The sequence below is a fragment of the Streptomyces sp. NPDC046215 genome, assembly GCF_040646215.1.
In the GTDB taxonomy this organism is placed as follows: domain Bacteria; phylum Actinomycetota; class Actinomycetes; order Streptomycetales; family Streptomycetaceae; genus Streptomyces; species Streptomyces stramineus.
In genome coordinates this window covers 1-25,770 of sequence record NZ_JBEYZW010000018.1, presented here as the reverse complement: position 1 = coordinate 25,770, position 25,770 = coordinate 1, and the positions used below count along the sequence as shown (strand labels likewise).

General features: G+C 71.2%; 24 protein-coding genes. 14 read left to right on the top strand and 10 right to left on the bottom strand.

Going from position 1 to position 25,770, the window contains the following annotated elements:
* Positions 1–4: 4 nt before the first annotated feature.
* Positions 5–2,290, bottom strand: a complete 2,286-nt coding sequence (locus tag ABZ951_RS10820; protein WP_344091252.1) for a transglycosylase domain-containing protein — start codon at positions 2,288–2,290, stop codon at positions 5–7.
* A 281-nt stretch (positions 2,291–2,571) separates the two neighbouring features.
* Here ABZ951_RS10820 and ABZ951_RS10815 point away from each other — a divergent pair, with 281 nt between their 5' ends.
* From ABZ951_RS10815 to ABZ951_RS10800, 4 genes are read left to right on the top strand one after another with little or no spacing between them, the layout of a single operon-like run.
* Positions 2,572–3,372, top strand: coding sequence for an ABC-2 family transporter protein (locus tag ABZ951_RS10815; RefSeq protein ID WP_344091250.1), 801 nt, complete (start codon positions 2,572–2,574; stop codon positions 3,370–3,372).
* Between the two features lie 49 nt (positions 3,373–3,421).
* Complete coding sequence (locus ABZ951_RS10810; RefSeq protein WP_344091317.1) at positions 3,422–4,186, top strand: ABC transporter permease; 765 nt, start codon at positions 3,422–3,424, stop codon at positions 4,184–4,186.
* A 13-nt stretch (positions 4,187–4,199) separates the two neighbouring features.
* Positions 4,200–5,174, top strand: coding sequence for an ATP-binding cassette domain-containing protein (locus ABZ951_RS10805; protein ID WP_344091247.1), 975 nt, complete (start codon positions 4,200–4,202; stop codon positions 5,172–5,174).
* A gap of 48 nt (positions 5,175–5,222) precedes the next feature.
* Complete coding sequence (locus ABZ951_RS10800; protein ID WP_344091245.1) at positions 5,223–5,876, top strand: DUF1707 domain-containing protein; 654 nt, start codon at positions 5,223–5,225, stop codon at positions 5,874–5,876.
* Positions 5,877–5,913: 37 nt separating this feature from the next.
* Here the strand turns inward: ABZ951_RS10800 and ABZ951_RS10795 are convergent, their stop codons facing one another.
* Positions 5,914–7,236: a GDSL-type esterase/lipase family protein gene (locus ABZ951_RS10795; RefSeq protein WP_344091243.1), complete on the bottom strand. Its 1,323-nt coding sequence runs from the start codon at positions 7,234–7,236 to the stop codon at positions 5,914–5,916.
* A 306-nt stretch (positions 7,237–7,542) separates the two neighbouring features.
* Between ABZ951_RS10795 and ABZ951_RS10790 the strand changes: the two genes are divergently transcribed.
* Positions 7,543–8,823, top strand: a complete 1,281-nt coding sequence (locus ABZ951_RS10790) for a DUF445 domain-containing protein (RefSeq protein WP_344091241.1) — start codon at positions 7,543–7,545, stop codon at positions 8,821–8,823.
* A 64-nt stretch (positions 8,824–8,887) separates the two neighbouring features.
* On the opposite strand, the gene ABZ951_RS10785 is transcribed toward ABZ951_RS10790, so the two are convergent.
* The 3 genes from ABZ951_RS10785 to ABZ951_RS10775 form a co-directional block, all read right to left on the bottom strand.
* A complete protein-coding gene (locus tag ABZ951_RS10785) occupies positions 8,888–10,429 on the bottom strand; it encodes an MFS transporter (RefSeq protein WP_344091238.1) in 1,542 nt (513 codons plus the stop codon).
* Between the two features lie 69 nt (positions 10,430–10,498).
* The gene (locus ABZ951_RS10780; RefSeq protein ID WP_344091235.1) at positions 10,499–11,191 is read right to left on the bottom strand and encodes an HAD family phosphatase; all 693 of its coding nucleotides are present in this window, start codon (positions 11,189–11,191) and stop codon (positions 10,499–10,501) included.
* A gap of 66 nt (positions 11,192–11,257) precedes the next feature.
* Entirely contained in the window at positions 11,258–12,757 is a 1,500-nt protein-coding gene (locus tag ABZ951_RS10775) for an amidase (RefSeq protein WP_344091233.1), read from the bottom strand.
* 444 nt (positions 12,758–13,201) lie between these two features.
* Between ABZ951_RS10775 and ABZ951_RS10770 the strand changes: the two genes are divergently transcribed.
* The 5 genes from ABZ951_RS10770 to ABZ951_RS10750 all read left to right on the top strand — a co-directional run bounded on the left by ABZ951_RS10770 (position 13,202) and on the right by ABZ951_RS10750 (position 17,172).
* A complete protein-coding gene (locus ABZ951_RS10770) occupies positions 13,202–13,399 on the top strand; it encodes a DUF3311 domain-containing protein (RefSeq protein ID WP_344091231.1) in 198 nt (65 codons plus the stop codon).
* Entirely contained in the window at positions 13,396–14,943 is a 1,548-nt protein-coding gene (locus tag ABZ951_RS10765; protein ID WP_344091229.1) for a sodium:solute symporter family protein, read from the top strand. Before ABZ951_RS10770 ends, ABZ951_RS10765 begins: the two co-directional genes overlap by 4 nt.
* Positions 14,944–15,006: 63 nt before the next feature.
* Entirely contained in the window at positions 15,007–15,309 is a 303-nt protein-coding gene (locus ABZ951_RS10760; protein ID WP_344091227.1) for a DUF6412 domain-containing protein, read from the top strand.
* Between the two features lie 108 nt (positions 15,310–15,417).
* Positions 15,418–16,149, top strand: coding sequence for a membrane protein insertase YidC (gene yidC / locus ABZ951_RS10755; RefSeq protein WP_344091224.1), 732 nt, complete (start codon positions 15,418–15,420; stop codon positions 16,147–16,149).
* Positions 16,150–16,314: 165 nt separating this feature from the next.
* Positions 16,315–17,172: a fumarylacetoacetate hydrolase family protein gene (locus tag ABZ951_RS10750; protein ID WP_344091222.1), complete on the top strand. Its 858-nt coding sequence runs from the start codon at positions 16,315–16,317 to the stop codon at positions 17,170–17,172.
* Between the two features lie 75 nt (positions 17,173–17,247).
* On the opposite strand, the gene ABZ951_RS10745 is transcribed toward ABZ951_RS10750, so the two are convergent.
* A complete protein-coding gene (locus ABZ951_RS10745; RefSeq protein WP_344091220.1) occupies positions 17,248–17,601 on the bottom strand; it encodes a transcriptional regulator in 354 nt (117 codons plus the stop codon).
* Between the two features lie 104 nt (positions 17,602–17,705).
* On the opposite strand from ABZ951_RS10745, the gene ABZ951_RS10740 reads away from it, so the two are divergent.
* On the top strand, positions 17,706–19,118 hold the full coding sequence (locus tag ABZ951_RS10740; protein WP_344091218.1) for an MFS transporter: 1,413 nt from the start codon (positions 17,706–17,708) through the stop codon (positions 19,116–19,118).
* 79 nt (positions 19,119–19,197) lie between these two features.
* Positions 19,198–19,500, top strand: a complete 303-nt coding sequence (locus tag ABZ951_RS10735) for a hypothetical protein (RefSeq protein WP_344091216.1) — start codon at positions 19,198–19,200, stop codon at positions 19,498–19,500.
* On the opposite strand, the gene ABZ951_RS10730 is transcribed toward ABZ951_RS10735, so the two are convergent.
* The gene (locus ABZ951_RS10730; protein WP_344091214.1) at positions 19,488–19,700 is read right to left on the bottom strand and encodes a DUF397 domain-containing protein; all 213 of its coding nucleotides are present in this window, start codon (positions 19,698–19,700) and stop codon (positions 19,488–19,490) included. The two genes, ABZ951_RS10735 and ABZ951_RS10730, sit on opposite strands and share 13 nt — an antisense overlap.
* Before the next feature lie 16 nt (positions 19,701–19,716).
* On the bottom strand, positions 19,717–19,884 hold the full coding sequence (locus tag ABZ951_RS10725; protein WP_344091315.1) for a DUF397 domain-containing protein: 168 nt from the start codon (positions 19,882–19,884) through the stop codon (positions 19,717–19,719).
* Between the two features lie 99 nt (positions 19,885–19,983).
* Between ABZ951_RS10725 and ABZ951_RS10720 the strand changes: the two genes are divergently transcribed.
* Positions 19,984–20,265 (top strand): DUF6255 family natural product biosynthesis protein, encoded by a 282-nt coding sequence (locus ABZ951_RS10720; RefSeq protein ID WP_361279643.1) that lies wholly within the window; start codon positions 19,984–19,986, stop codon positions 20,263–20,265.
* On the opposite strand, the gene ABZ951_RS10715 is transcribed toward ABZ951_RS10720, so the two are convergent.
* Together ABZ951_RS10715 and ABZ951_RS10710 are read right to left on the bottom strand one after the other, a co-directional pair.
* Positions 20,231–20,689: a hypothetical protein gene (locus ABZ951_RS10715; RefSeq protein WP_344091212.1), complete on the bottom strand. Its 459-nt coding sequence runs from the start codon at positions 20,687–20,689 to the stop codon at positions 20,231–20,233. The two genes, ABZ951_RS10720 and ABZ951_RS10715, sit on opposite strands and share 35 nt — an antisense overlap.
* Before the next feature lie 13 nt (positions 20,690–20,702).
* On the bottom strand, positions 20,703–23,948 hold the full coding sequence (locus ABZ951_RS10710) for a hypothetical protein (protein WP_361279641.1): 3,246 nt from the start codon (positions 23,946–23,948) through the stop codon (positions 20,703–20,705).
* A gap of 578 nt (positions 23,949–24,526) precedes the next feature.
* Between ABZ951_RS10710 and ABZ951_RS10705 the strand changes: the two genes are divergently transcribed.
* Positions 24,527–25,770: trypsin-like serine protease (locus tag ABZ951_RS10705; RefSeq protein ID WP_361279639.1), on the top strand; the 1,244-nt coding region annotated here is incomplete at its 3' end.

Here is a 25,770-nt window from a genome sequence, read left to right as displayed (position 1 = left end):
GCGCTCAGTAGCCGCCCAGCAGATCGCCGTCCAGTCCTCCGCCCCCGGGCCCGCCTCCCGGCTCGGGGGGCAGGAAGGTGAAGAACGGCGGGGTGGGCGGCCCGGTCGGCGGGCCCGGCGGGGTCGGCGGGCCGGTCGGCGGCAGCGGCGGTGCCGAGGTCCTCGGCGGGGGGAACGGCGAGGGCGTCGGGACCGGCGGGGCGCTGGTGGCCGGCGGGGGCGGCGCGGACGTGGGCGGCTCCAGGGGCGGGACGCGTCCGCCGCTCGCGGTGTTCAGGTCGAAGCCCTTGGCGGGGGTGCCGTCCAGGGCGTCGGCCGTATAGGCGGCCCAGATCTGCGCCGGGAAGCCGCCGCCGTTGATGCGGGGCAGCCCGCCCGCCCCGTAGAGCGGCTTCTGGTCGCCGGTGTCGGAGTCCTGGCCCATCACGGCGACGACGGTGGCCAGGTCGGGGGTGTAGCCCGCGAACCAGGCGGCCTTGTCCTCCTCCGCCGTGCCGGTCTTGCCCGCCGCGGGCCGTCCGGCGGCCTGGGCCGCGGCGCCGGTGCCGTTGTCGACGACGCTCTCCAGGATCGCGGTCGTGGTGTCGGCGGCCTCGCGGGAGACGGCCTGCTTGATGTCCTTGGCGGGCAGCTGGAGGTCCTCGCCGCTCTTGGTGACCTTGTCGACCAAGCTGTACGGGCCGTGCCGGCCGTGGTTGGCGAGGGTCGCGTACGCCTGGGTCATGTCCAGGACGCTGGCGGTGGCGACGCCGAGGGCGATGGAGGGCGTGGCGGTCAGGTCGGGGGTCTTCTCGGGGAGCCCGAGGGCGACGGCGGTCTCCTTGACCTTGGCGGGGCCGACGTCCTGGGCCATCTGCGCGTAGACGGCGTTGACGGACAGGTCGGTGGCCTTGGTGACGGTGATGCGCGGCCGGGAGAAGCCGTCCTCGTTCTCGGGGGCGTAGCCCACCGGGCCGCCGGGCCCCTGCACCTGGCGCTTGTCGGTGCCGTCGTAGACCGTGTCGGGGGTGATGGGCCGGCCGTTCTGCGTCGTCGCGTCGTTGTCGACGGCCGAGGTGAACACGAACGGCTTGAAGGTGGAGCCGACCTGGTAGTCGCGGCGGGTGGCGTTGTTGACGTACTGCTTGGTGTAGTCGACGCCGCCGTAGAGGGCGACGACCCGGCCCGACTTCGGGTCGATGGAGGCGCCTCCGGCTCGTACGTACCGGTCGACCGGGCGGCTGTCGCTGAGCTCGTCCATCAGCTGCTTCTGCACGGCGTCGACGAACGCGTCCTGTTTCTTGCGGTCGATGGTGGTGGTGATGCGGTAGCCGCCGGCGGCCAGCGTCTGATCATCGATGATGTTGCTGCTGGTCAGGTAGTCCTTGACCGCCTCCACGAGGTAGCCGCGCTGTCCGGCCATGCTCAGCCGGGGCTTGGACTTGCCGGGGGCGGGGAATTTCATGGCCGCGCGGTCGGCCTTGGTGAGCCACTTCTTCTTGACCATGCCGTCGAGGACGTAGTTCCAGCGGGAGGTGGCGCGCGGCTTGTTCTCCGGGTGGGCCCCCACGTCGTAGGCGCTGGGCGCGTTGAGGAGGGTGGCGAGGTAGGCGCCCTCGGCGGCGTCGAGCTTGTCGGAGTCCTTGCCGTAGTACGCCTGGGCGGCGGCCTGGATGCCGTAGGCGTTCCGTCCGAAGTAGCTGGTGTTCAGATAGCCTTCGAGGATCTGGTCCTTGCTCGACTCGCGGTCGAGCTTGATGGCGATGAAGAATTCCTTGGCCTTGCGGCTGATGGTCTGTTCCTGCCCCAGGTAGTAGTTCTTCACGTACTGCTGGGTGATGGTGGAGCCGGACTGCTTGCCCTTGCCGGTGGCGGTGTTCCACGCGGCGCGGACCATCGCCTCGGGGTTGACGGCCGACTCGGAGTAGAAATCGCGGTCCTCGGCGGCCAGGACCGCGTGCTGGACGTCCTTGGGGACCTTCGACAGGGGGACGCTCTCGCGGTTGACCTCGCCGTCGCGGGCGAGTTGGGAGCCGTCGGCGTAGAGGAAGACGTTGCTCTCGGCGGTGGCCGCCTTGTTGGCCGGGGGGATGTCGACGAGGGTGTACCCCGCGATCAGGACGCCCGCGATGCCCAGGACGATCAGCAGGAACGTGCCGAGCACCATGCGCCACGTCGGCAGGAGCCGGCGCCAGCCCGTCCGCTTGGGGCGGGCGGATCTGCGGGCCCTCCCGCCCTGCGGCGACCAGCCCGCCGGTCCGGTGTTCGCATCACCGCCGGCCGGCTGCTGCTGTGCCTGCTCGTCGCTCATGTCTGTAGGGACTCCTCGGCCGCCACCGGGGTTGTGCCTCGGTGAGGCGGTGTCGTGTCGGGCGGTCGCCGTGCGGCGTATGCCCCGAAACCACTCTCGCATCATGCGTTCCGCGCCGGGGGGACGTAGCGCACCTGTGACCGCTCTGTCAGGGCCGTCCGGATCAACCCGACCACTCCACCGGGTGAAATATGCGTGGTCGATGCCGGTGCCGGACGGCTAGGCTCCTGCGCTTCGGGGTCAGCGGACTATCGAGGTTCAACGACGAGAGGCGTCCCGGGATGCGGCTGTATGCGGCCGTTGCGGTGAGTGGTTTCCGACGGTATGCCACCTACCGGGTGGCCACTGCCGCGGGCGTCTTCACCAACACCGTCTTCGGCTTCGTCATCGCCTACACCTTCATCGCCCTGTGGGACGAGCGCCCGCACCTGGGCGGCTACGACCAGTCCCAGGCCCTGACGTTCGTCTGGGTCAGCCAGGCGCTGCTCGCAGCCACGGCCCTGCTCGGCGGCGGTTTCCAGGAGGAGCTCCAGGGGCGCATCCGCTCCGGGGACATCGCCGTCGACCTGTACCGGCCCGCCGACCTCCAGCTGTGGTGGCTGGCCGGCGACCTGGGGCGGGCGGCCTTCCACCTGCTGGGGCGCGGCATCGTGCCGTTGACGGTCGGCGCGCTCGCCTTTGAACTGGCCCTGCCGGCCGACCCCCTGCGCTGGGCGGTCTTCCTCCTGTCGGTCTTCCTCGGGGTCGTCGTGGGCTTCGCGGTGAACTTCCTGGTGGGGCTGTGCGCGTTCTGGCTTCTGGACGGCGCCGGCGTCAACATGATCAGCCATTTGATGTGCATGTTCTTCTCGGGGCTGCTGCTACCGCTGACCGTCTTCCCCGGCGCGTTCGGCGAGGTGGTGCGGACGCTGCCGTGGGCGGCCATGCTCCAGGTGCCCGTCGACGTCCTGCTCGGCCGGTACGGCGGCGCCGCCCTGGCCGGGGCGCTGGGCTTCCAGGCGCTCTGGGCGGCGGTCCTGCTGGCGGCCGGGCGGGGCGTGCAGGCCCTGGCGACGACGAAGGTGGTGGTGCAGGGTGGTTAGGCCGCTGCCCGTGGCCGAAGGACTGCGGGCCTACGGGCTGATCGTCGCGATGTGGGTGCGCTCCACGATGGCCTACCGGCTGTCGTTCGTGCTGACGGCGCTGGGCAACTTCGCCGCCAGCGCGCTCGACTTCGTCGCCATCGTGCTGATGTTCTCCCACATCGACGCCCTGGGCGGCTTCTCCCTCGCGGAGATCGCGCTGCTGTACGGGGCGACGAGCACGTCCCTCGGCCTCGCCGACCTCGCCCTCGGCACCATGGACAAGATCGGGCAGCGGGTGCGCGACGGCACGCTCGACACCCTCCTGGTGCGCCCGGCCCCGGTGCTCGCGCAGGTGGCCGCCGACCGGTTCGCGCTGCGCCGGCTCGGGCGCATCAGCCAGGGCGTCCTGATCCTGGGCTGGGGGCTGGCGCGGGTGGACGTCGCCTGGACGGTGCCCAAGGCCCTCTTCGTCGTGGTGATGGTGTTTACCGGCGCGCTGATCTTCACCTCGGTCTTCATCGCGGGTGCCGCCTTCCAGTTCTGGGCCACCGACGCGGCCCAGGTGCAGAACTCCTTCACCTACGGCGGCTCGGTGATGCTCCAGTACCCGCCCACGGTCTTCGCCGAGGAACTGGTCCGCGGGGTGACGTTCGTCGTGCCCCTGGCTTTCGTCAACTGGCTGCCGGCGCTGCGGCTCCTGGGCCGGGAGGACTCGCTGGGGCTGCCGGACTGGGTGGACTTCTGCGGGCCGGCGGTCGCGGTCGTGATGCTCACGGGTGCCGGGCTGGTGTGGCGGGCGGGACTGAGGAGCTACCGGAGCACGGGAAGCTAGAGCGGAGCTGAGCATGGTGGAAGGCTTTATCGAACTCGCCGGTGTCGAGAAGGTTTTCGACGTCCACCGCAGGAAGGGGTTCCTGCGCCGCGAGCGGTGCCGGGTGCGGGCCGTGGACGACATCAGCTTCTCCGTGCCGCGCGGGGAGATGGTCGGGTACATCGGCCCCAACGGCGCCGGGAAGTCCACCACCATCAAAATGCTGACGGGCATCCTGACGCCCAGCGCGGGCCGGCTGCGCGTCGCGGGCATCGACCCCTCCCGCGACCGCACGAAGCTGGCGCACCGCATCGGGGTCGTCTTCGGGCAGCGCACGTCCCTGTGGTGGGACCTGCCGCTGCGCGACTCCTACAAACTCGTCCGCCGCATGTACCGGATCCCCGACGTCCGTTACCGGGCCAATATGGAGCGCTGCGTCGACCTCCTCGACCTCGGCGCCCTCCTGGACGTGCCCGTGCGGCAGCTCTCGCTCGGCCAGCGGATGCGCGGTGACATCGCCGCCGCGCTGCTGCACGACCCCGAGGTGCTCTACCTGGACGAGCCGACGATCGGCCTGGACGTGGTCAGCAAGGCGAAGGTGCGGGAGTTCCTGCGGGAGGTGAACGCGCGGCAGGGCACGACGGTGCTGCTCACCACGCACGACCTCACCGACATCGAGCAGCTGTGCAAGCGCGTGATGGTCATCGACCACGGGCGGCTGGTCTACGACGGGGGGTTGAGCGGTCTGCACGCGGTGGGGGAGAGCGAACGCACCCTCGTGGTCGACCTCGAACGTGAGCTTCCGCCGATCGAGGACGTGCCCGGGGCGCGGACGGTCAAGGTCGAAGGGCCGCGCCAGTGGCTGGCGTTCGCCACCGGAGCCAGCGCGGCGCCGATCGTGGCCGCGGTCGCCGAGAGGTATCCGCTGGTGGACCTGTCGGTGCGGGAGCCGGACATCGAGGACGTCATCGCCAAGATGTACGCGGAGGGTCGCACCGCGCCCCGCTAGCGGGGCGCCTCGGTAGCGGGGCGGCTCGTTCTCGTTAGGCTGTTCGACATGATGAGCGAACTGCCGGAAATGCGGGCCTCCGATGCCGAGCGTGACCGGGTCGCCGAGGCGCTGCGCGAGGCCGTCGCCGAGGGGCGGCTGGACATGGAGGAGTTCGCGCAGCGGCTGGACGCGGTCTACAAGGCGCGGACGCACGGGGAGCTGGAGCCGCTCGTCCGGGACCTGCCGGTGCCCGGGTCCGCGACCTCCCTCGCCGAGAGGGGCGCGCCTGCGCCGGTGGCGGAGGGGTGGGCGGACCGGATCGGCGGGCCGCCGAGCTCGACCTGGGCCGTGGCCGTCATGGGCGGCTTCCAGCGTCGGGGCAGCTGGACCGCGCCGCGCCGCTTCACGGCGTTCGCCTTCTGGGGCGGCGGGGAGATCGATCTGCGCGAGGCGCGCTTCGAGGACCGTGAGGTCGTCATCCGCTGCTTCGCGATCATGGGCGGGATGCAGGTGATCGCACCGCCGGACCTGGACGTGCAGGTCGGCGGCGTCGGCATCATGGGCGGCTTCGACGACAAAGCCGGCGGCCCGGGCACCCCCGGGGCTCCGCGGGTGCGGATCACCGGGCTGGCCTTCTGGGGCGGGGTGGGCGTCGCCCGCAAGGAGCGCCGGGCGCGGCGCGAGCAGCTCCGAGAGGAGCGCCGCAAGCCCCTGGAGTGACGCCCTCTCGCGGGACCGGCCGGGGCCGCGCGGGCGCTCAGAGCGCCGTCTGGGCCTGGCCCTTGAGGGTGTCGAGGTTCAGGGCGCGGGCCATCGCCGCGTACCCGGCGTCGCTCGGGTGGAGGTGGTCGCCGGAGTCGTACTGCGGGAGCAGCCGCAGGGGGGCCGCCGGGTCCCGCAGGGCCAGGTCGAAGTCCACGACGGAGTCGAAGACCTTTCCGGAGCGCACCAGCTCGTTGACGCCCTGGCGTACGGCCTCCTGGGGCGGCTGCCCGCCGCGGTGGCCGCCGAAGGGCGTCAGCGTCGAGCCGACGACGCGCAGACCCCGTGCGTGGGCCCGCTCGACGAGCTTGCGCAGGCCCGCCACAATCTGCTGGGGATCGCTCTGCTGGGGGCGCCGCAGGATGTCGTTGATGCCGAGCTCGACGACCACGACGCGGGCGCCCGCGCGGGAGAGGACGTCACGGTCGAGGCGTTCGAGGGCGCTGGGGTTGTTCACCGGGGCGGGGCCGGTGTTGCCGAGGAGGACGCGGTTGCCGCTGATGCCCTCGTTGAGGACGCCGTAGCGGGGTGCGCCCGGCTCGGTGCGCAGGCGGGCGGCGAGGAAGTCCGTCCAGCGGCGGTTGGCGTCGGGGGTGGCGGTGACGCCGTCCGTGATGGAGTCGCCGAGGGCGACGACGGCGCCGTCGGCCTCGTGGGTCCAGACGTCGACGGCGGTCAGGTAGCGCCAGTACTTGCTCTTGGTGGTGTATCCGGCGCCGGCGGTGTCCTCGGTCCGGTCGCCCTGGGCGAGGTAGGACGTCTGACGGGCGTGCGGGTGGTGGGTCACCGGGCCCGAGGGGGTCGGGGAGAAGGTGGTGACCAGCAGGTCGCGGGCGGCCGGGACGACGAGCTGGACGGGGTCGCTGAGCTGGGACTGCCCGGCCGGGATGGTCGTCGTGGGCTGCCCGGCGAAGGTCAGGCGGCGCATGCTGTCGGGCGCCGCGGCGGGGGAGCCGGGGCGCGCGGCGAGGGCGAGCGAGGCGTGGGTGACGGCCAGCGGCTGGGTGCCGTAGAGGTTGGAGAGCTGGATGCGGGCGCCGGTGCCGCCGATGCTGGTGTGCACGACGTTACGGATGGACTGTCCGGGGAAGCCGCGGAGGGTGTTGGGCTCGGCGGAGGAGGGGGAGGTGGCCCAGGAACCGATCCAGGCGCCGGAGGCGGCCGCGGTGGTGGCGGGGGTGTCGCGCGGCCCCGTGGCGGTCTGTCCGGCACGCCCGCCGACCCCGGCGAATATCGCGGTCGAGACGAGGATCACCACGGCCGCCAGTGCGGCGAGGACGGCGTAGGCCGTGCCGCGGGGCAAGGGTGGCCTGTTCATGGCGGGTGTCTCCTGGGGGGTGGCGGAGCGAGACGCTCCGGGGGCGGAACCGGGCACGAAAACAGCGACTGATCAGCAACAGCGCCCTCGCGGTCCGATCGCCGTTCCATGATCCCACGGTGGCCCCGGGGGCACCCGGCGGCCGGACGGATCACACAACGTGTCACATGCGACTTGTCAGACGCGGGGAACTCCCGGTCCGTTCCCTGAGTACGTCGAGTAGGGACAATGCACAGGAGACGGCCGGAACGGGTGGTGCGGATGGAACAGTCCCCTGGTGACGATGCGGCAACCGCCGAAAGGGTGATGCCCGCTGCGGTGGGCGGTCTCACCTATAGCGCCGCAGATGAGGAGAAAAACCGCGGTGTGCGCCGCATGAAGGCGCTCGCGACCGGGCTGCTGCTCTTCGTGGCGCTCGTCTACGCCCTGGCGAAATGGGCGCAGGACTCGGGGGCGGGCGCCTGGGCGGGCTATGTGGCGGCCGCGGCCGAGGCGGGCATGGTGGGTGCCCTGGCCGACTGGTTCGCCGTGACCGCGCTCTTCCGCCGCCCGATGGGGCTGCCGATCCCGCACACGGCGATCATCCCGACCAAGAAGGACCAGCTGGGCCAGAGCCTCGGCGAATTCGTCGGCGAGAACTTCCTCTCCGGCGACGTGGTCCGCGTCCGGCTGCGGGCCGTGGGGATCTCCTCCCGGCTGGGGGCCTGGCTGGCCGAGCCCGCGCACGCCGACCGGGTGACCGCCGAGCTGGCCACGGCGCTGCGCGGGGCCCTGACCGTCCTGCGGGACTCCGATGTGCAGGCGGTCGTCGGGGAGGCCATCACCCGGCGGGCCGACGCCCAGGAGATCGCCCCCGGCATCGGGGGCATGCTGGACCGGATCGTCGCGGACGGCGGCCACCACCGGGTGGTGGACCTGGTGTGCGTACGGGCCCACGACTGGCTCGTGGAGCACGGCGACTCCGTGATGGGCGCGGTCACGGGCGGCGCACCGGGCTGGACGCCGCGGTTCGTGGACCGGAAGGTCGGCGAGCGGGTCTACAAGGAGCTGCTGCGCTTCGCGGCGGAGATGCGCGACATGCCCGACCACCCGGCGCGCGGCGCCGTCGACCGCTTCCTCGCCGACTTCGCCCGCGACCTGCAGTCCGACACGGACACCCGGGCACGGGTCGAGCGGCTGAAGTCCGAGGTGCTGGGCCGGGGCGAGGTGCAGGACCTGATCGCCTCGGCGTGGGGCTCGGTCCGGGCGATGATCGTGGCGGCCGCGGAGGACGAGCGCAGTGAGCTGCGGCTGCGGGTGCGGGCGGCGGTCCTTTCGCTGGGCACGCGGCTGGCGTCGGACGCCAGGATGCGGGAGAAGTTCGACGGGTGGCTGGAGGACGCGGCCGTCTATGTGGTGACGACCTACCGGGACGAGATCACCGCCCTGATCACGGACACCGTGGCCGGCTGGGACGCCGACCACACCTCCCGCAAGATCGAGGCGCATATCGGCCGCGACCTGCAGTTCATCAGGATCAACGGCACGGTGGTGGGCGCACTGGCGGGACTGTGCATCTACACGGTCTCGCGGCTGCTGGGGGCCTAGGACGGACGTGGCGCGGGGGCTGAGGCCCTGGGCCCTGGGCCCAGGGTCGGGGGCCGGGCCGGAGTCAGCCGGCCGGGCGGCCTCGGGTGCCGCGGTGGGCCGCCACGGCACTCAGCAGCGACAGCGCCACGCAGACGCAGAGGAAGATTCCCAGGGCCCGGGCGGAGCGCCCGGGGGAGCCGCTCTCCGTCAGGGCGAGGAAGCACCCGCCGAGGGCCGCGACCCCCAGTGCCCCGCACAGCTGGGCGTTGGTGCTGATGACGCCGGAGAGGTCGGCGGCGTAGCGGTCGGGCAAGGCGAACGTCATCCAGCCGATGAGGGCGTTGGAGCTGATGCCCAGGCCGAGCCCGCCCACGCCCAGGAGCACGAACAGGGTGGGGCCGCTCCGGTGCCCGGCCAGCAGGTACGTCCAGACGGCGGCGTAGCCCACGGCCAATATCAGACAGCCCAGGGCGGGCATGGCCGCCCTGTGGCGCTCGGGTATGCGGGCCAGCAGGGGCCCGGCCAGCCCGAACGCGGCCACCCAGGAGACCATCGCCATCCCGGCGTAGGCCGGGCCCCGGCCGAGACCGTCCTGAAGGTAGATCGCCAGCACGAACAGCAGGGCGAAGTACGTCATGGTGGTCACGCCGTGGGCGATCAGGGACCAGCGCACGGCGGGCTCCCGGATCACCTCCTCGGCTATCAGCGGCCGCCGCCCCCGGGCGGTCAGGGAGCGCTCGCTCCGCCGGAAGGCGAGGAACGCCGCCACGCTTCCGGCGAGGGACACCCACATCCACACCGGCCAGCCCTGGTCCGTACCCAGCAGCAGCGGGACGATGAGCAGCAGCACGGCGGCCCCGAGCGTCACCATGCCCCACAGGTCGAGCTCGCGCGTCTCGCGGGCCTGCCGGGTGTCCGGCCTGTCGTCGGGCATCCAGCGGGCCGCCGCGGCGATGAGCAGCAGCCCGATGGGGACGTTGATCAGGAATATCGGGCGCCAGCTCAGGCCGTAGATGTCGGCCGCGATCAGCAGCCCGCCCGCCGCCTGCCCGGCGACGGCGCCGCCGGAGAGGGCGACGGCGTAGTAGCCCAGGGCCCTGATGCGGTGCCGGCCGGCGAAATGCAGCTGTATGCCGCTGAGGACCTGAGGCACCATCAGGGCTGCGCCCGCGCCCTGGACCACCCTGGCCGCGATGAGCACCGCCGGCCCGGGCGCCAGGGCGCAGGCGAGGGACGCCGCCGTGAACACCGCCATGCCCAGGTCGAAGATCCGGCGGTGCCCGTGGGCCGCCCCCAGCCGGGCCCCGATCACCAGCAGCACCGCGTAGGCCACCACATAGCCGGAGATCACCAGCCCGACCTCGCCGCCGGAGGCGCCGAGCCCGCTCTGGATGGAGGGTGCGGCGATATTGGCTATGGCGGTGTCCACATTGGCCATGAACTGGGCGGCCAGCAGGACCGCCAGGAGCCGCCACCGCTGCGCGCCCTGCGGGCGGGCCGCACCGCCCGCGCCGCTGTCCCCGGGGGGAACGGGCGGTGCGGGTGTTCCCCCGGCGGGTGCCGGGGCCGGCTTCCCGTCCCGGGGGCTTTCCCCGCTCTCCGTGCCGGAGTGCTGTGACCGCATGGCAGGTCCTGTCCTTGAAGAGGTGTCCGTCTCAGGGGGCGCCGCTCGGGGCGGCCGTCGGGGTGGCCGTCACACGGTGGTGCCGTGGGGGATCGGTGGCCAGGCGACCTCGGTGAGGTCGGGCACCACGTGGTCGGCCTGCCGGAGATCGGCGGCCGGGTGGGTGGTGGTGATGCCCACGCAGGCCATCCCGGCGCTCTTGGCCGCCGCGATACCGGCGGGGGCGTCCTCGAACGCGACCGCCCGGGCCGGTTCGACGCCGAGGGCCGCGCAGCCCGCCTGATAGCCCTCGGGGTGCGGTTTGCCCAGGCTCACGTCCTCGGCCGTGATGATGGTGGCGAAGAGGTCGGCGCCGCCCACCAGATCGAGGAGGGCCTGGACGTGCTCCCGCAGGCCGGAGGTGACCACGCCGATCGGGACGCCTTCGGCGTGCAGCCGCTTCACCAGCGCCTCGGCGCCGGGCACCGGGTAGGCGGGCGGGCTGTCGGGGCCGTTGAGATAGCCGACCGCCTCCTGGAAGAGCTCGTCGACGGTGCTGCCGGCGAACCGGTGCACATGATCGCCGAGGGCCTCCTGGCCGCGCCGCCCGACGAAGGTGGCGAGCAGCGCGTCGTCCACGGGCAGCCCGTGGTTCTGGAACAGCCGGGTCCACGCGGCGCGGCTGCGGTGTTCCGTGGCGACCAGGGTGCCGTCGAGGTCGAAGAGCGCCGCCCTCGGCGCCGTGCCCGGGGCGTCCGGCCCGGAGATGACCGGGTTCTCCATGGGTGGGACCGTCCTTCCTTAGGTGAGTGTGACTGCGGACCCGCCGGGCCCGGTGGGTCCGGCGGGTCAGCTGCCGCTGGAGAGCGAGCCCCAGAGAGTGCGGTAGTGGTTCTGCCAGGGCGCCCGGGCCTGGAAGGCGGTGGCGCCCCGGACGACGGCGTGGTCGTTGTGCCGCCGGGCCGCGAGCTGGAGGCCGACGGGGACGCCGTTGGACGCGAAACCGGCCGGGATGGTCGCGGCAGGGCTGCCGATCAGGTTGAACGGGCTGGTCAGCGACCAGCCGACCAGGTGGTCGACATCCTCGCCCTGCACCTGGCGGGGGCCGACGGTGGTGCGGGTGGTGTCGTTGGGTATGCCCGCCACCGAGTTGACCGGGCTGACGATCAGGTCGAAGTCGTCGAAGACGGCTTCGAAGGCTTCCAGGATCTGGGTGCGCAGCAGGTCGCCGAGGCGGAAATCGACGGCGGTCAGCGCAGCGCCGGTGCGCACGCTGTCCAGGTACTCGGGGTCGATGACGCGGCCCTCCTCGCCGAGGAAGTCCATGCCCAGCCGCCGGGTGACCTCGGCGGATTCCGCGTGGCACAGGGAGAGGTAACGGCGCCACATGGCCGTCAGCTCGCCGTGCGGCATCGGCAGCCGGAAATCCGGCTCGATGATCTCCGCCCCGGCCTCCTTCAGGGCGGGCAGGGCGTCCCGGACGATCCGCTCGACCTCCGGCTCCACCGGGTAGCCGCCCAGGTCGGGGAGATAGGCGATCCGCATCCCGGCGAGGGAGGGCTCCATGGCCGAGGCGAGGGTGTCGGTGACGGGGAAGGAGTAAGGGTCGCGGGAGTGCGGCCCCGACATCAGGTCCAGCCCGAGGACGGCGTCCTCCACGGAGCGGGCCAAGGGGGCGTAGCAGACCATGGGGTTGTAGCGGCGGAAGGCGTTGGGGCGGGCCGGGACGGCCACCCGGCCGAACGTCGTCATCATCGTGAAGACGCCGCAGAAGGCGCCGGGCACGCGGAGGGAGCCGCCGGCGTCCGAGCCCTGGGCCAGGGGGACCATGCCCGAGGCGACCGCGGCGGCGCTCCCGCCGGAGGAGCCGCCCGCGTTCATGGAGAGGTTGAACGGGGTGGAGGTGGGGCCGAACAGCGCGTTGTCCGTGGTGGCCTTGAAGCCGAATTCCGGGGTGTTCGTCTTGCCGACGACGATCGCGCCGCCCCGCACCAGGCGGTCGACGCAGAGGATCGTCTCCTGCGCCACGTCGTCGGCGAACAGGCGCGAGCCACGAGTGATCCGGACGCCGTCGACGGGATCGAGATCCTTCGCGGCGATGGGAACGCCGTGCAAGGGGCCCAGCTCGGCACCAGACATCACCTCCCGCTCGGCCTGCTCGGCGGCGGCGAGCGCTTCGTCACCACAGACGGTGACGAAGGCGTTGACCGACGGATTGAGGCGCTCGATCCGCTCCAGGCTGCCGCGGACGGCCTCCACGGGCGAGACGCTGCGGTTCCGGATCAGTGCGGCGAGCTGAGTCGCGGTCAAAGACGCGAGGTCGTCCACGAGCGAGTCCTCCTTGTTCATGGGAGAGACGTGACCAGGGTCGGGCCTGACGAGAAGAGTCGGCCCCTGACCGGCCCGCTCTCCGCCGTCTCTGCCTTTCACCCCTTGGAACACCGGCGCCCGAGAAAGGGTTGCACCGCCGCCGGCGATTCCGCTTCGAGGCCGTGAAGGGGCTGAGAACGGCTGGGAGCGGCTGGAAACGGCCGTGAGCAACAGGGGCAGCCAGGGGCAGGCGGGGCAGGCAGGGCAACCGGGGTCAGTCGGGACGGTCAGAGCCAACCAGAGCAACCAGAGCAACCAGAGCAGCCAGAGCAGCCGGGACAGCCGGGACAGCCAGGTCAGCCGGGTCAGCCGGGGCGAAAGGGTCAGCCAGAACAGCCAGAACAGCCGGGTCAGCCGGGGCAGCCGGGTCGGCCGGGGTCCGGGTGACTCGGTAGGCCGGGTTGCCCCGCTAGGGTCTGCGGCGTGCTGAAACGTCCCACCTTGTTGTGGTTGCTCATTCCCTACGCGCTCTACCTGGGCGCGCTGCCCCTCGTGGACCGGGTCCACCCGACGGTGTTCGGGCTGCCCTTCCTCTTCTTCTGGCTGTTGCTGGCGACCCTGCTCACCCCGGGCGCCGTCTTCCTCGCCTGGCGCGGCGACCGGAAGCGGGGGCGCGTGTGAACGCCGCCGTCGCCACCTCCGTCTTCGGCTGCTTCATGGTGCTCACCGTCGCCCTGGGCCTGCTGGCCGTCCGCGGCCGCGGTGCGGGCGGCGGGCTGGCCGAGTGGTCGGTGGGCGGCCGCAGCCTGGGCACCGTCTTCATCTGGGTCCTGATGGCGGGCGAGGGCTACACCAGCTTCAGCTACCTCGGCGCCGCGGGCTGGGGCTACAACCACGGCGCCCCAGTCCTCTACGTCATCGCGTACATGTCCTGCGGCTACGCCCTCGGCTATGTCGTCGGTCCGACCCTCTGGGCGTACGCGCGCCGGCACGGCCTCGTCACCATCACCGACATGGTCGCCCACCGCTACGGCCGGCCCTGGCTCGGCACGGCCGTCGCGATCCTCGCCACCGTCTGTCTGCTCCCCTACATCCAGCTCCAGATCACGGGCATGGGTGTGGTCGTCTCCACCATCTCCTACGGCGCGATCAGCCTGAACTGGGCGTACTTCCTCGCCTTCGCCGTCACCACGGGCTTCGTCGTGATCAGCGGGCTGCGCGGCAGCGCCTGGGTGTCCGTGCTCAAGGACCTGCTGGTCATCGGGACGCTCGGCTTCCTCGCGATCTACGTCCCGGTGCACTACTTCGACGGCTACGGCCCGTTCCTGGACCGTGTCGTGGCGGAGAAGCCCGAGTGGCTGACCTTCACCGGCCACGGCGGCAGCGGGCTCGGCGGCGGCTGGTACGTCACCACGAGTTTCCTGAACTCCCTGACCGTGGTGATCTTCCCGACCACCGTCGCGGGCTACCTCGGCGCCCGCAGCGCCGACGCCCTGCGCCGCAACGCGATGCTGCTCCCCTTCTACAACGTCCTGCTCTTCGTGCCGATGCTGCTCGGCATGGCGGCGATCTTCGTCGTGCCCGGGCTGACCGGGGCCGGCTCCAACCTGGCCCTCTTCAAGCTCGTCGTGGACTCGCTGCCCGCCTGGGCGGTCGGCCTGATCGGGGCCGCGGCGGCTCTGTCGTCGATCGTGCCCATGGCGGTGTTCATGCTGGTCATCGGCACGATGTGGGGCAAGAGCGTGCTGGGTGTCCTGCCCCGGCTGGCCGGCCGGCCGGACCGGCAGAAGCTGGGCGCGCAAGTGGTGGTCGTGGCCACGGGGGTTCTGGCGCTGGTCCTCACCTACACCGAGCCCAACACCCTGGTCCGGCTCTCCCTCATCTCCTACGAGGGCATGGCCCAACTTGTTCCCATGATCCTGCTGGGCCTGGTGTGGCGGAAGTTGACCCTGTGGGGTGCGGTGAGCGGCCTGGTGACCGGGGAAGTCCTCGTGTGCGCCCTCGTCTTCACCGAGCACGATCCGGTCTGGGGCGTGAACGCGGGTGCCCTCGCTCTCGGGGTGAACCTGCTGGTGGCACTGGGTGTTTCCTGGCTGGGTCCCCGGCCGGGGCCGGCGGAGGCCGCCCGTCCGGATGCCGAGGTCCTGGCCGCTGACCCCGGGCCCGATCACCCCCGGCCGGGCCGGTTGTCAGTGGGACGGTCTAGCATCGGAACGACCGACTGACCCGGTGGGAGCGCCCGACCTGCCCACCCGGTGGATCATTCAGTGGAGAAAGGAGAGCTGCTCGTGAGTGCCGTGTTCCGTACGTACGTGAGTGTGCTCCTCCTTCTGCTGTCCGAACTGCTCCTCGCCCAGGAGGGCTTGCTGAGCGCGGTCGCCGTGGCCGCGACCACCGCCGTCTCGGCCGCGCTGGTGCTCTGCACCGTCGCCGCCGCGGCCGGCACCGGCGGGCCCGTCACGCCCACCCGCATACGCACCGCGATACGGGACCGGGAGTCGCGCACGGCGTTCCTCGCCCAGCGCGATCCCGACGCCAGGGGCCGCAGGCGGCCCCGAGCGCCCGGCCGTCCCCTCCTGACGGCCGCGTAGGCGCTCCCGCCCCCGGCTGCCGCTCGCCGGCCGCCTGTCCCGCCGCGCCCGCGGCTCGTCACGCCGAATCCTCACTCCGGCACGACGAGACCCGTGGAGGGCTCACCCATGTCCGTATTCGCCTCGCTCGGTTCCCTGCTCGACCATTTCGCACGCACTCTCGACCCGCTCTTCGGGGCCTCGGCGACGGCCGCCGCGATCGTCCTGTTCACCCTGTGCGTCCGGCTCGCCCTGCACCCGCTGGCCCGGGCCGCCGCCCGGGGCGAACGGGCGCGGGCCGAGCTGGCCCCCCAGGTGGCCGAGCTGCGGCGCAAGCACCAGCGCGACCCGGAGCGCCTGATGCGTGCGACGCGCGAACTGCACGCGAAGGCCGGGATCTCCCCGCTGTCCGGCATCGGCCCGACCCTGCTGCAACTGCCCGTCTTCTACGTGATGTACCACCTGTTCTCCACCGGCTCGGGCGGCGAGCTGCTCGACCACGCTCTCCTGGGTGCCCCGCTCGGTGGGCGGTGGGCCGGTGCACTCGGCGACGGCGGCGTGTTCGGTGCCCAGGGCCTCGTCTACCTCGGCCTGTTCGCCGTCGTCGCCGCGGTCGCCACGTGGACCTACCGCCGCGCCCGCCGGATGCCCCTGCCCGGCGCGGTGGACGGCGCCGACATGCCCGGCATGGCGGGGCTGGCCAAGATCATGCCCCTGTTCGCCTTCGGCACGCTCGTCACCGTCGCCCTCGTACCCCTGGCCGCCGGCCTCTACCTGGTCACCAGCAGCACCTGGACCGCCGTCGAACGCGCCCGCCTCCAGCGGTGGCGAACGGCGAAGATGTCGCCTTCCGCCCCATAGGGACGTGGCTTGCGCCACGTCACCGCCCGCAGGCCGAAAGGAGCCTTGCGAAGAGCGCCCCCGTCCTTGCACGATCAACCAATCACGATCACTCGATGGCCGTCCCCATTGGCCGGCCCGGGCGGCCTCGCCCGGGCCGACCTTTCGACCTCGGGAGCCGTACCGATGAAGCTGCTACGTGTGGGACCGGTGGGGGCGGAACGCCCCGCACTGCTGGACGAGGAAGGGGCGCTGCGCGACCTGACCTCCGTCGTCGACGACGTGGACGGCCGGCTGTTCGCCGACCGGGCCGCGCTCGAACGCGTACGCGCCGCCGTCGGCGCCCGCATCCTGCCCGTCCTCGACCCCACGGGCCTGCGGACCGGCCCGCCGGTCGCCCGCATCGGCAAGATCGTCTGCGTGGGCCTCAACTACCACAGCCACGCCGCGGAGCTGCGGGTCCGCGTCCCCTCGGAGCCCGTCCTCTTCCTCAAGGCCGCCGACACCGTCGTCGGCCCCGACGACACCGTGCTCATCCCCCGCGGCAGCGAGAAGACCGACTGGGAAGTCGAGCTCGCCGTCGTCATCGGCCGCACCGCGCGCTACCTCGACACCGACGAGGAGGCCCTCGCCGCCGTCGCCGGCTACACCCTCGCTCACGACGTATCCGAGCGCGCCTTCCAGATGGAGCGCGGCGGTCAGTGGGACAAGGGCAAGAACTGCGAGACCTTCAACCCCCTCGGCCCCTGGCTCGCCACCCCCGACGAGATCCCCGACCCCCAGTCGCTCCGCTTGCGGCTGTGGGTCAACGGCACGCTCAAGCAGGACGGCACCACCGCCGACCAGATCTTCCCCGTCGCCGAGCTGATCCGCTACGTCAGCCGCTTCATGACCCTCCACCCCGGCGACATCATCAACACCGGCACCCCCGGCGGCGTCGCCCTCGGCCACCCCGAGCCCAAGCCGTACCTGCGCGCCGGGGACGTCGTCGAGCTGGAGATCGACGGGCTCGGCCGGCAGCGGCAGGTGCTCAAGGAGGCGTAGCCGCCTCGCCGGGCCGGGATCCCGGTAGGTTGGCGACACCAATCCGCCCCGACACGGGGTCCCAGCGTCCCCGACCTACCGCGTGCCGCCCTCGTCTCGCAGCACGAGGTCCAGCAGGCCGGGGAACCGCTCGTCGAACTCGGGCCGCCTCAAGCGGTTGAGCCGCTTCGGGCCCGCGTCGCGCTGCTCCAGAAGCCCGGCGTCACGCAGGACGCTGAAGTGACGGCTGAGAGTCGCCTTGCCCACCGGCACGTCGAAGCTTCCGCACGGGCGCTCCCAGTCACCGGCGGAGGCCAGTTCCCGTACGAGGGTCTGCCGAACGGGGTCGGCGAGCGCCGTCAGCGCGGCCTCCAGCGGCACGTCGCGGGGATCCGTGTGGACCGGTGGCATGCGGTGGCTGGTGGGCGTGGCGGGCTGTTCTGCCGTCATGTCCGTTTCCTCCCTGACGCCTTGCTGAGTGTTCGTCGACGTGCGTACACTCCGGAGGTGTTCGCTTCTCTGCGAACAGTCTACCGTCCGGGGGAGAAGAGGAAATGTCAGAGAACCGACGTCAGACCCGGCCCGGCCTGGCCCTGCTCGCGGCATGCCTCGGGTTCGTCGTCGTCATCCTCGACGTCAGCGTCGTCAACGTGGCGACGAAGGCGCTCGGCGCGGACTTCGGCGGCAGCATGTCCGACCTGGAATGGGTGATCAACGGCTACACGCTCACCTTCGCCGCCTTCCTGCTGACCGCGGGCGCCATGGGCGACCGCTTCGACCCCAAGAAGATCTTCCTCTGGGGCTTCGCGCTCTTCGCCCTCACGTCACTCGCCTGCGGCGCCTCGCCCACACTGCTGACGCTCGTCGCCTCCCGCGTCGTCCAGGGGGTGGGCGCCGCCATGATCGTTCCTTCCTCCCTGTCGATCGTGAACACCAACTTCCCCGACCCCGCCGCGCGCACCCGCGCGGTCAGCCTCTGGGCCGCCGCCGGCGGTCTGGCGCTGGCGCTCGGCCCGGTGGCCGGCGGCATCCTCGTGGACGCGCTCGGCTGGCGCTCCATCTTCTACGTCAACGTCCCGATCGCCGCCGTCGGCATCCTGCTCACCCGCGCCTACGCGATGCCCGCCCCCGCCCGCGACACCACCGTCCGCCGCTCCCTGGACCTGCCCGGACAACTGCTCGCCGTCCTCAGCCTCGGCACCCTCACCACGGCCGTCGTCGAGGCCGGCTCCCGGGGCTGGGGCTCCGTGCTCGTCCTGAGCAGCCTCGCCGTCTTCGTCCTGGCTCTGACCGGATTCATCGCAGTGGAGCGGCGCAGCAGCGACCCCATGCTGCCGCTGCACCTCTTCGGCCGGAAGGCGTTCAGCTCCACCTCGCTCATCGGCGTGCTGATCAACTTCTCCTTCTACGGGCTCATCTTCGTCTTCAGCATCTTCTTCCAACAGGTCTGGTCCTACGAGCCGATCACCGCCGGGCTCGCCTTCCTCCCCATGACCGCCACGATCATGATCGCCAACCTGGTGTGCGGGCCGCTGGTCAAGCGCTTCGGTGCCCGGACGGTCCTGGTCACCGGCAACGCCCTGGCCGCCGTCGGTTACCTCGCCGTCGTCCCGGCGGTCGGCTCCAGCGGCTACCTGGCGATCCTCGCGCCGTTCCTCCTCGCCGGGTTCGGCATCGGCCTGGTCGTGCCGTCCATGACGAACGCCATGCTGGGGTCGGTCGACCCCGAGAACGCCGGCATCGCCTCCGGCGTCCTGAACGCCTCGCGGCAGCTCGGCGGCCTCATCGGGGTAGCCGTGATGGGCCTGCTCGTCGGCGAGGCGGCCTCCGCCGGATTCCTCACCGGGCTGCGCACCGCCCTGACCTTGGCCGCGGTCGCCCTGGCCGTCAATGTGGCGCTGAGCGCGGGCCTGCGCGGGCCGTCACCGGTGGCTGCCGCGAGTCGTGCGACGGCCGAGGCGCTCTGACGCCCTGCGCCTCCGGCGTTCGGGGGAACGCGGGTGTGTGCTGCACGGTTCCCCGTCCCCGGGTAGGCATATTTTCGGTATGGGTGGTCCCGGGAAACGGCGCCGTGCCCGGTCCGGCTTTCTCGGCCGGGCCGGGCCGGTGGTGGGCGTGGTGACGCTGGTGGTCGCGGTGCTGCTGGTGGGAGCGTTCGCCTTGCGGGGTTCGCCGACGGAGGCCCGGGCCCCGGCGGTGTCGTCGGCTCCGCCGGTGGCCGGGGACGGTCATGAGCTGGCGCACAGCGGCCCGCCGATGAGTCGGGCGATGTTGCTGGGGTGCGTGCTGGTGACGCTGGGGGCGGGGACGGGGCTGGCGGTACTGTTCCGGTCGCGTCAGGAGGGGTGAAGTGTGTTGCGCTGTAGGGCGCGTATGAAGGTCGACCAAGTGGCTGGGGGAACGGCTAGGGCGCCTCGAGGGCGGTCTTTGCTGTCGCCGATGGCGATCAAGTCGTCGCTGGTCGGCTGTATTTCGACGCACTGTGGCCCTGTCTCTCCGCTGTAGGAGGACTTGCGCCACGCCGAGACGGGCAGGCCGCGTCGTCGCATCACTGCGTCACCTCACTCACGAGTTAAGGGTGTTGCGCTGTATGGCGCGTATAAAAGTCGACCAGGCGGCAGGGGGGAAGGCAAGGGCGCCGCGGGGCCGATCTTTGCTGTCGCCTATGGCAATGAAGCCGTCGCTGGTCGGCTGTGTCTCTACGCACCCAGCCTGTTCGTCATCAAAGGTCAGCCACGCCGCTTGAAGCGACGACGAGGTGGAGGTCGGCGATGCCCTCGTCGCGCAGCGTAGTCACTGGCGCATGGATCACCTGCTGGCCGGAGGTCGACGGTGAGTGCGGCAGTCCTGGCGGGGGAGTGCCGCCACGAGTCAGCCTGGACGCAGTCCAAAGGCCGGGCGCGATGCGGACGTTGCGGGGTGGAGCGCTTCACCGACTACGGCAGCCTTCGCCCCGTCGACCTGCCGCACGTGGTGAAACCGGCCAACACCCACTGGGCCGACCGCGCAGCAGCGGCCTGGATCTCCCAGATGGCCCGGCGAGCCACCTGGTGGGGCCTGGGGGTGGGCGGCGGGCCATTCACTGCGACAGGCCGTACGCCAAGAAGCACATGACAATGACTGAAGCCACGGCGGCGATTTGGTAGCGCGCGGGAATCTCGTACTTCTCCCGCTTCACGCCTTGGTTGATCTCGACGGCGTATGTGTGCAGAAGCTTCCTGGACGGGAACAGCCCGATCGTCACCCCGGTCCACGCGAAGGAGTACAGCACCAGCATCTGTTGCGGCGCCCAATGCTGGTATTGGAGCCGCCCGACCAGGACCATGCCGAGGCAGCACCCGATGGATACCAGAGGGAATACCGCTTTCCCTTTGCGGCTGGGAATCCATTTGATCATGGCGAGGCAGAAGATGAGGGTAGCTACGGCGGCCATGAGCAGTAGATAGGCGATAGGGAGAGATGCGAGCACGAGGCGGTCCCTTTCGGCATGCCGAAGGGCTGGCGACCGGACGCGTCGCCAGCCCTCGATGCGGGTCATGCAATGACGCTGGTCAGAGCCCTATGGATCCCAGCAGGCCGGTGACCGGTGAGACCAGGTCGTGTCCGAACTGCGTGATCTTCGTCGTGACTTTACTTCCGCCGGCGATGCCGATCCACTTGGACTGTCCGAAGGTGATCAGGCCCAGGGCCGCGCTTCCGGCGGACGCATAGAACTCCTTGCTTGAGAATCCGTGCGCGATTCCCGTGAACACTGAGCTTACTCCGCCGAGCGCCAGGGACGCGATGCCGAATCCGCCGGCGACAACTGCGAGGGGAGGGAAGGCCAGGCTGGCGATACCGAGGCCGGCAGCGATGAATCCGGTGCCGATGCTTGCCCAGTTGGTGGCGTTCGCCCACCACCCCGCGTCCCTCCACCAAGGGGTGTCGCCGCCCTTGACGTCATCGTTGTCCGGCGTATCGCTCGGGCTCTTGCCGCTCTCCTTGACCCTGCGCGCCTCCTCAGCCGCCTTCCTGGCCGCCTCCGCGATCTCAGCCTTGCGCTTGGCCGAGGCGATCTGGTGAGCCTGGCTCGCGGCTGAAGCCGCTGTCTTGGCGTCCTTACCCGCCTGGACGGCGGAGGAGTGGGCGCTGGCCGCGGAGGACTGGGCGCTATTGGCAGAGGACACCGCGCGACGCGCGGCGTCCAAAGCGCGGTTGGCCGAGAAGTTCGCCGACCGGGCGGCCGACCGGGCGACGGTGGCTGCCTTCTTCGCTTCGTTCGCGGAAGCCTGCGCTGCCGCCGCTGACTTGTCGGCGGCGTCCGCGTTCTCCTTCGCCTCCTTCGCGTACGACTGCGCACGGGTTGCCGAGGCGTTGGCCTTGTCCGCCCACTCAGCGGCTTCCTTCGCGGCGTCGCGTGCCTTGGCCGCGGCCTCCTGGGCGCGTGCCGCGTCCTCCTGTGCCTTGTGGGCGATCTTCGCGGCGGCGGCGATCGCGCCCCGGATGGCGGCGGTGTGGGTGGCGGAGTCGTGGTCGAGCTGGGCGGTCTTGTACTGCACCGCGAGGACGAAATTGCGGCGCATCCACGCGGGCCCCTCCATTGCAGCCCGCGCATAGGCTTTGGTGTAGGGGCCCGCCTTGGCGAGGATGGTGGCGGTGGCAACCGCGTCGTCCTCCTTCAGCGCCTCCTGGTAGGTGGTGTTGAAGAAAAGGTGCAGCGCCTTGGCGGTATCGGCGTTGATCGCCTCATTCGCCGCCTTCTTGACCGCGGTACCCGGGTTATTGGCGAGGATGCCGAAGACCTGGACGCGGTTGTCCATCGCGGCGGCCTCGATGGCTCCTGTCTCCAGGAACTTGCCGGGGGCGTCGACGGCGTCGTTCTCCAGAGCCTTCTGCGCCGCTTCCGCGACGGCCGGGGTGGAGATCTGGGCGACGTAGAGGGCGGTTTCTCGATCGTCCTGCCGCTGGGCGATGGCTCGGTCGGTGTCGATCCAGGCGTGAATGTCGGCGTCGGTGCCGGCCAGGGCGAACCGGGCCGCCTCCCTGCCCCACGTGCCATGTGAGTTGAGGAGAGCGATGGCGGCCTTGCGGCCCAGGGTGGCGGCCAGGCCGAGGTCGTTCGCCTTCAGAGCGGCCTCGGCCTGGCTGAGGAGGTCCTTTGTGGCCTGGTCCGCCTGCGCCGCCTGCGTGCGCTTCTCGGCGAACTCGGTCCGCTCCTGCTGTTCGATCTGCGCCAGCAGCCGGGCCTCCTCCATGGCCTGCTTCATTTCTTCGTCCAGGCGCTGCCATTCGGCTTCCCGGGCCTTCTTCTCCACCTCGATCGCCGCGGTGACGGCCGTGGTGGCGTTGTTCGCGGCGTTGGTGGCCCCGTTGGCGAACTCCTGAGACTTCTTCGCGTATTCGAGCGCCTGGCCCGCGTACTTGGCGGCCCACTCGGCGGCGTCAGCGGACTTCTCCGCGTGATCGGCGGCGGAATTGGCGGCATCGCGCGCGGTGCGTGCTGCCTTGGCAGAGGCGTTGGCCAATGCCTGGGCAGTGCCGGCGGCGTTGGTGGCAATAGCAGCGTTGCTGCTGGCGATGCCCGCCTGCCGCCTGGCCTCGGCCGCCTCGGCCTGTGCCTTGCCGGCCGCGGAGGCAGCCGTGGCCGCGCTGTTCGCGGCGGAGGCGGCGTTCCGGGCGGCGGAGGCGGCGGCGGAGCCGGCGGACGCGGCCTGCGCGGAGGCGGAGGCCGCGAAGTCGGCGGCCTTCGCGGCGCTGCGGGCCCTGGAGGCGGCATTCCGCGCGGCGACCGCCGCGTCCTTCGCGGCGCCGGCCTTCGAGGCGTCCCTGGAGGCGGCGATGGCGGAGTTGTAGGCGGCCGCGGCCGCGCTCCCGGCAGTGGCGGCGGCCTGGCTCGCGGCTGTCGCGGCATAGGCGGCGCGGCGGGAGGCGGTGACGGCGGCGTGGGAGGCGCGGATGGCGGTACGGGCGGCATCGGCCGCGCCCTGCGCGGCACCGGCTGCCTTCCGGGCGGCCTTGCCGGACCTGATCACGTCTTCCTTCGCGGCCTCCGCCTCGGCAGCCGCTTTCTGTGCGGCCTCCTTCGCCTTCTCGGCCGCCGTGACGGCGCGGGCGGAGGCTTCCTCAGCGAGCTTGGTCTGCGCGTCGGCCCGCTTGCCTTCGCGCTCGACGACCGCGACGAGTTCCTCGATCGTCGACGACTCCTGGTCACGGGCCCGGGCGATGTGCTGGCCGGTGTCGAGGAACCATTCGACGTCCTGGGCGGTGCCGGAGAGGGCGCGGGAGGCGTACTTCTTCACCTCGGGCCCGGCATCCGTGAGCATCTTCGACACCTCTACCCGCATGTCTTCCAGGCGGGCGGCGTACTGGCCTTCGGTGAGGAAGGTCTCCAGGGTCGGCTGGGTGTCGTTGCTGAGGGCGGCGCCTGCCTCCCGGCGCACGGCTTTGTCGCCTGTGGCCATGACGGTGGCGGTGACCACGCGCAAGTCTTCCATGACGGCGGGTTTGTAGCCGCCCTGGAGGAATGCGGCGATGGCCGCATCGCCGCCCTCGATGGCTCGGACGGCCTCGCGGCGCGTGCCCTTTCCGGCGCCGGCCAGGGCGGTCATGATGGCGACCCGGTTGTCCTCCACCGTCGCCCTGGGCAGCTCCTGGGTGAGGAAGGCTTGGACGTCGGCATCGGAGCCCATGAGGGCTTGCTCGGCGGCGGCGCGGGCGGCTTTGCCTCCGGTCATCCACGCCTTGAGGACCTTGGCCCGGTCGGTGTCGGGCAGGGTGAAGGGATCCGCGTCGGTGCTGCCGCTCGCCGGGGCTGCCACGGCTGCGACAGGATTCAGAACGAGGCTTGAAGTGGCGGCAGCGGCGGTCGTGGCCGCTAAAGCGCCGAGAACGCGTCGTCTGCTCCAGAAGGTGGTGTCCAAGGTGGGTCCCATCGGAAGGCGCCCGGCGGCGGCGCGCAGAGGGCGGCATGCCGCCAGACAGGTGTGTTGTGGTCGACGCCCCCATGTCCCGTCAAAGGCATGGCTGTTGAGCGGGCCTGAATGGGGGGCACAACTGGTGACCATATGAAACTAACTGGCGTTTTCGCTAGCTATCTGCCAGCAGTAAAAGCGTGAGAAGGAATACAAAACCCTTATGGGTTGAGTTGGCTGGTTTTAGGCATAAATATTGAGTGGCATGGGGTACAGGCCCGTGTTTGAATCGTGCCTCTCCGTGCCCGCACCATCACGATCCTGGTAGCGGGTTTCCCTGACGGGGCGGGCGCGGCTCAGCTCACCGTTCACACAAGGGACTTCGCATGAAGCTCGTACGGCGGATCACCGTCACGGGTGCGGCAGCAGCGGCCTGTGCGGCTGCGGTCATCGCCTCCACCACTCCTCGTGCCTCCTTAGTCGACATGTCGCCGGTCGCGGGCAGCGAGCCCGGCTATGCGATCGAGGACTTCAGCTACCCGGACGCGGACAAGATCAAGGAGCAGAAGGGGATCACCCTCAAGCGCGGCGACGGCCGTATCACCCTTGCCGAGTGCGGCAGCGCCGCGGGCCTGATGGAGGTGTGGTCGCGGAAGAACGACAAGACCTGCTTCCGGATCAACGGCGCTTCCGGGTACCTCGCGCTGGAGATCCCGGCCGTGTTCGCGGTCAAGGGCAGCGCCGACCACGCCGCTGACATCACCCTCACCGCACCGGACAACAAGAAGCAGCAGGTCGAGATAGCCAAGAACGAGTGGACGCCGGTCGGTGAATCCACCGACCCGCAGAAACAGGAGCACCTCCTCGTCGAGATCAGCGTCGGCGAAGGAAAGCCGGCGTCGACGCTGACCGGCGATGCCGCCCGCCCGTGGCTGGCGCGTGTCACCGTGAACGAGCCCGGCCGCGAAGGTGGCCGGAGTTGCAGCGGTGCTCTTGTCGACAGGACCTGGCTGCTGACCGCGGCAAGCTGTTTCGCCGAGAACCCGGCCAAGCCGATGCGGAGCGCGGCCGCACCGACGCTCAACGCGACGGCCGCCTTCGCCGGGCAGGCCCCCGTGAAGATCGATTACTTGATACCGCGCAGTGACCGGGACGTGATGCTCGCCCGGCTGGCCACACCGGTCACCGGCATCACCCCCGCCACGCTCGCGGGAAGCGCCCCGGCCGCCGGAGCGTCTCTCGCCGCTGCGGGATACGGCCGTACCGACACCGAGTGGCTGCCCAGCAGCCCCCACACCAGCAACGTCACGCAGGCCGGCACCACCGCCACCACCCTGGGGCTGACGGGCGGCCGGATCTGCAAGGGAGATGCCGGCGGCCCGATTCTCGACGGCAACGGGCGCATCGCCGGGGTGCAGAGCCGTGCTGACCAGGTCGGCTGCCTCGGCCAGTCGGGACAGGGCAACAGTGCGACCGCGGCCCGCACCGACAACATCGAATCATGGTTCGAGGGCAGCACCTTCACCGGCAAGGCACGGTTCGGCCTGGACGAGGGTGCGGGTTCGCGGCGTGCGGTGGGAGGTGCCGCCGAGGATTTCTCCGCGCAGTTGGGTGGCGGTGCCGAGCTGGGTGTTGCGGGTAAGTCCGGTTCTGCGTTGCGCTTGAACGGGGCTTCGGCTTATGCGGCGACGTCGGGTCCGGTGGTGGATACGACGAAGTCGTTTTCGGT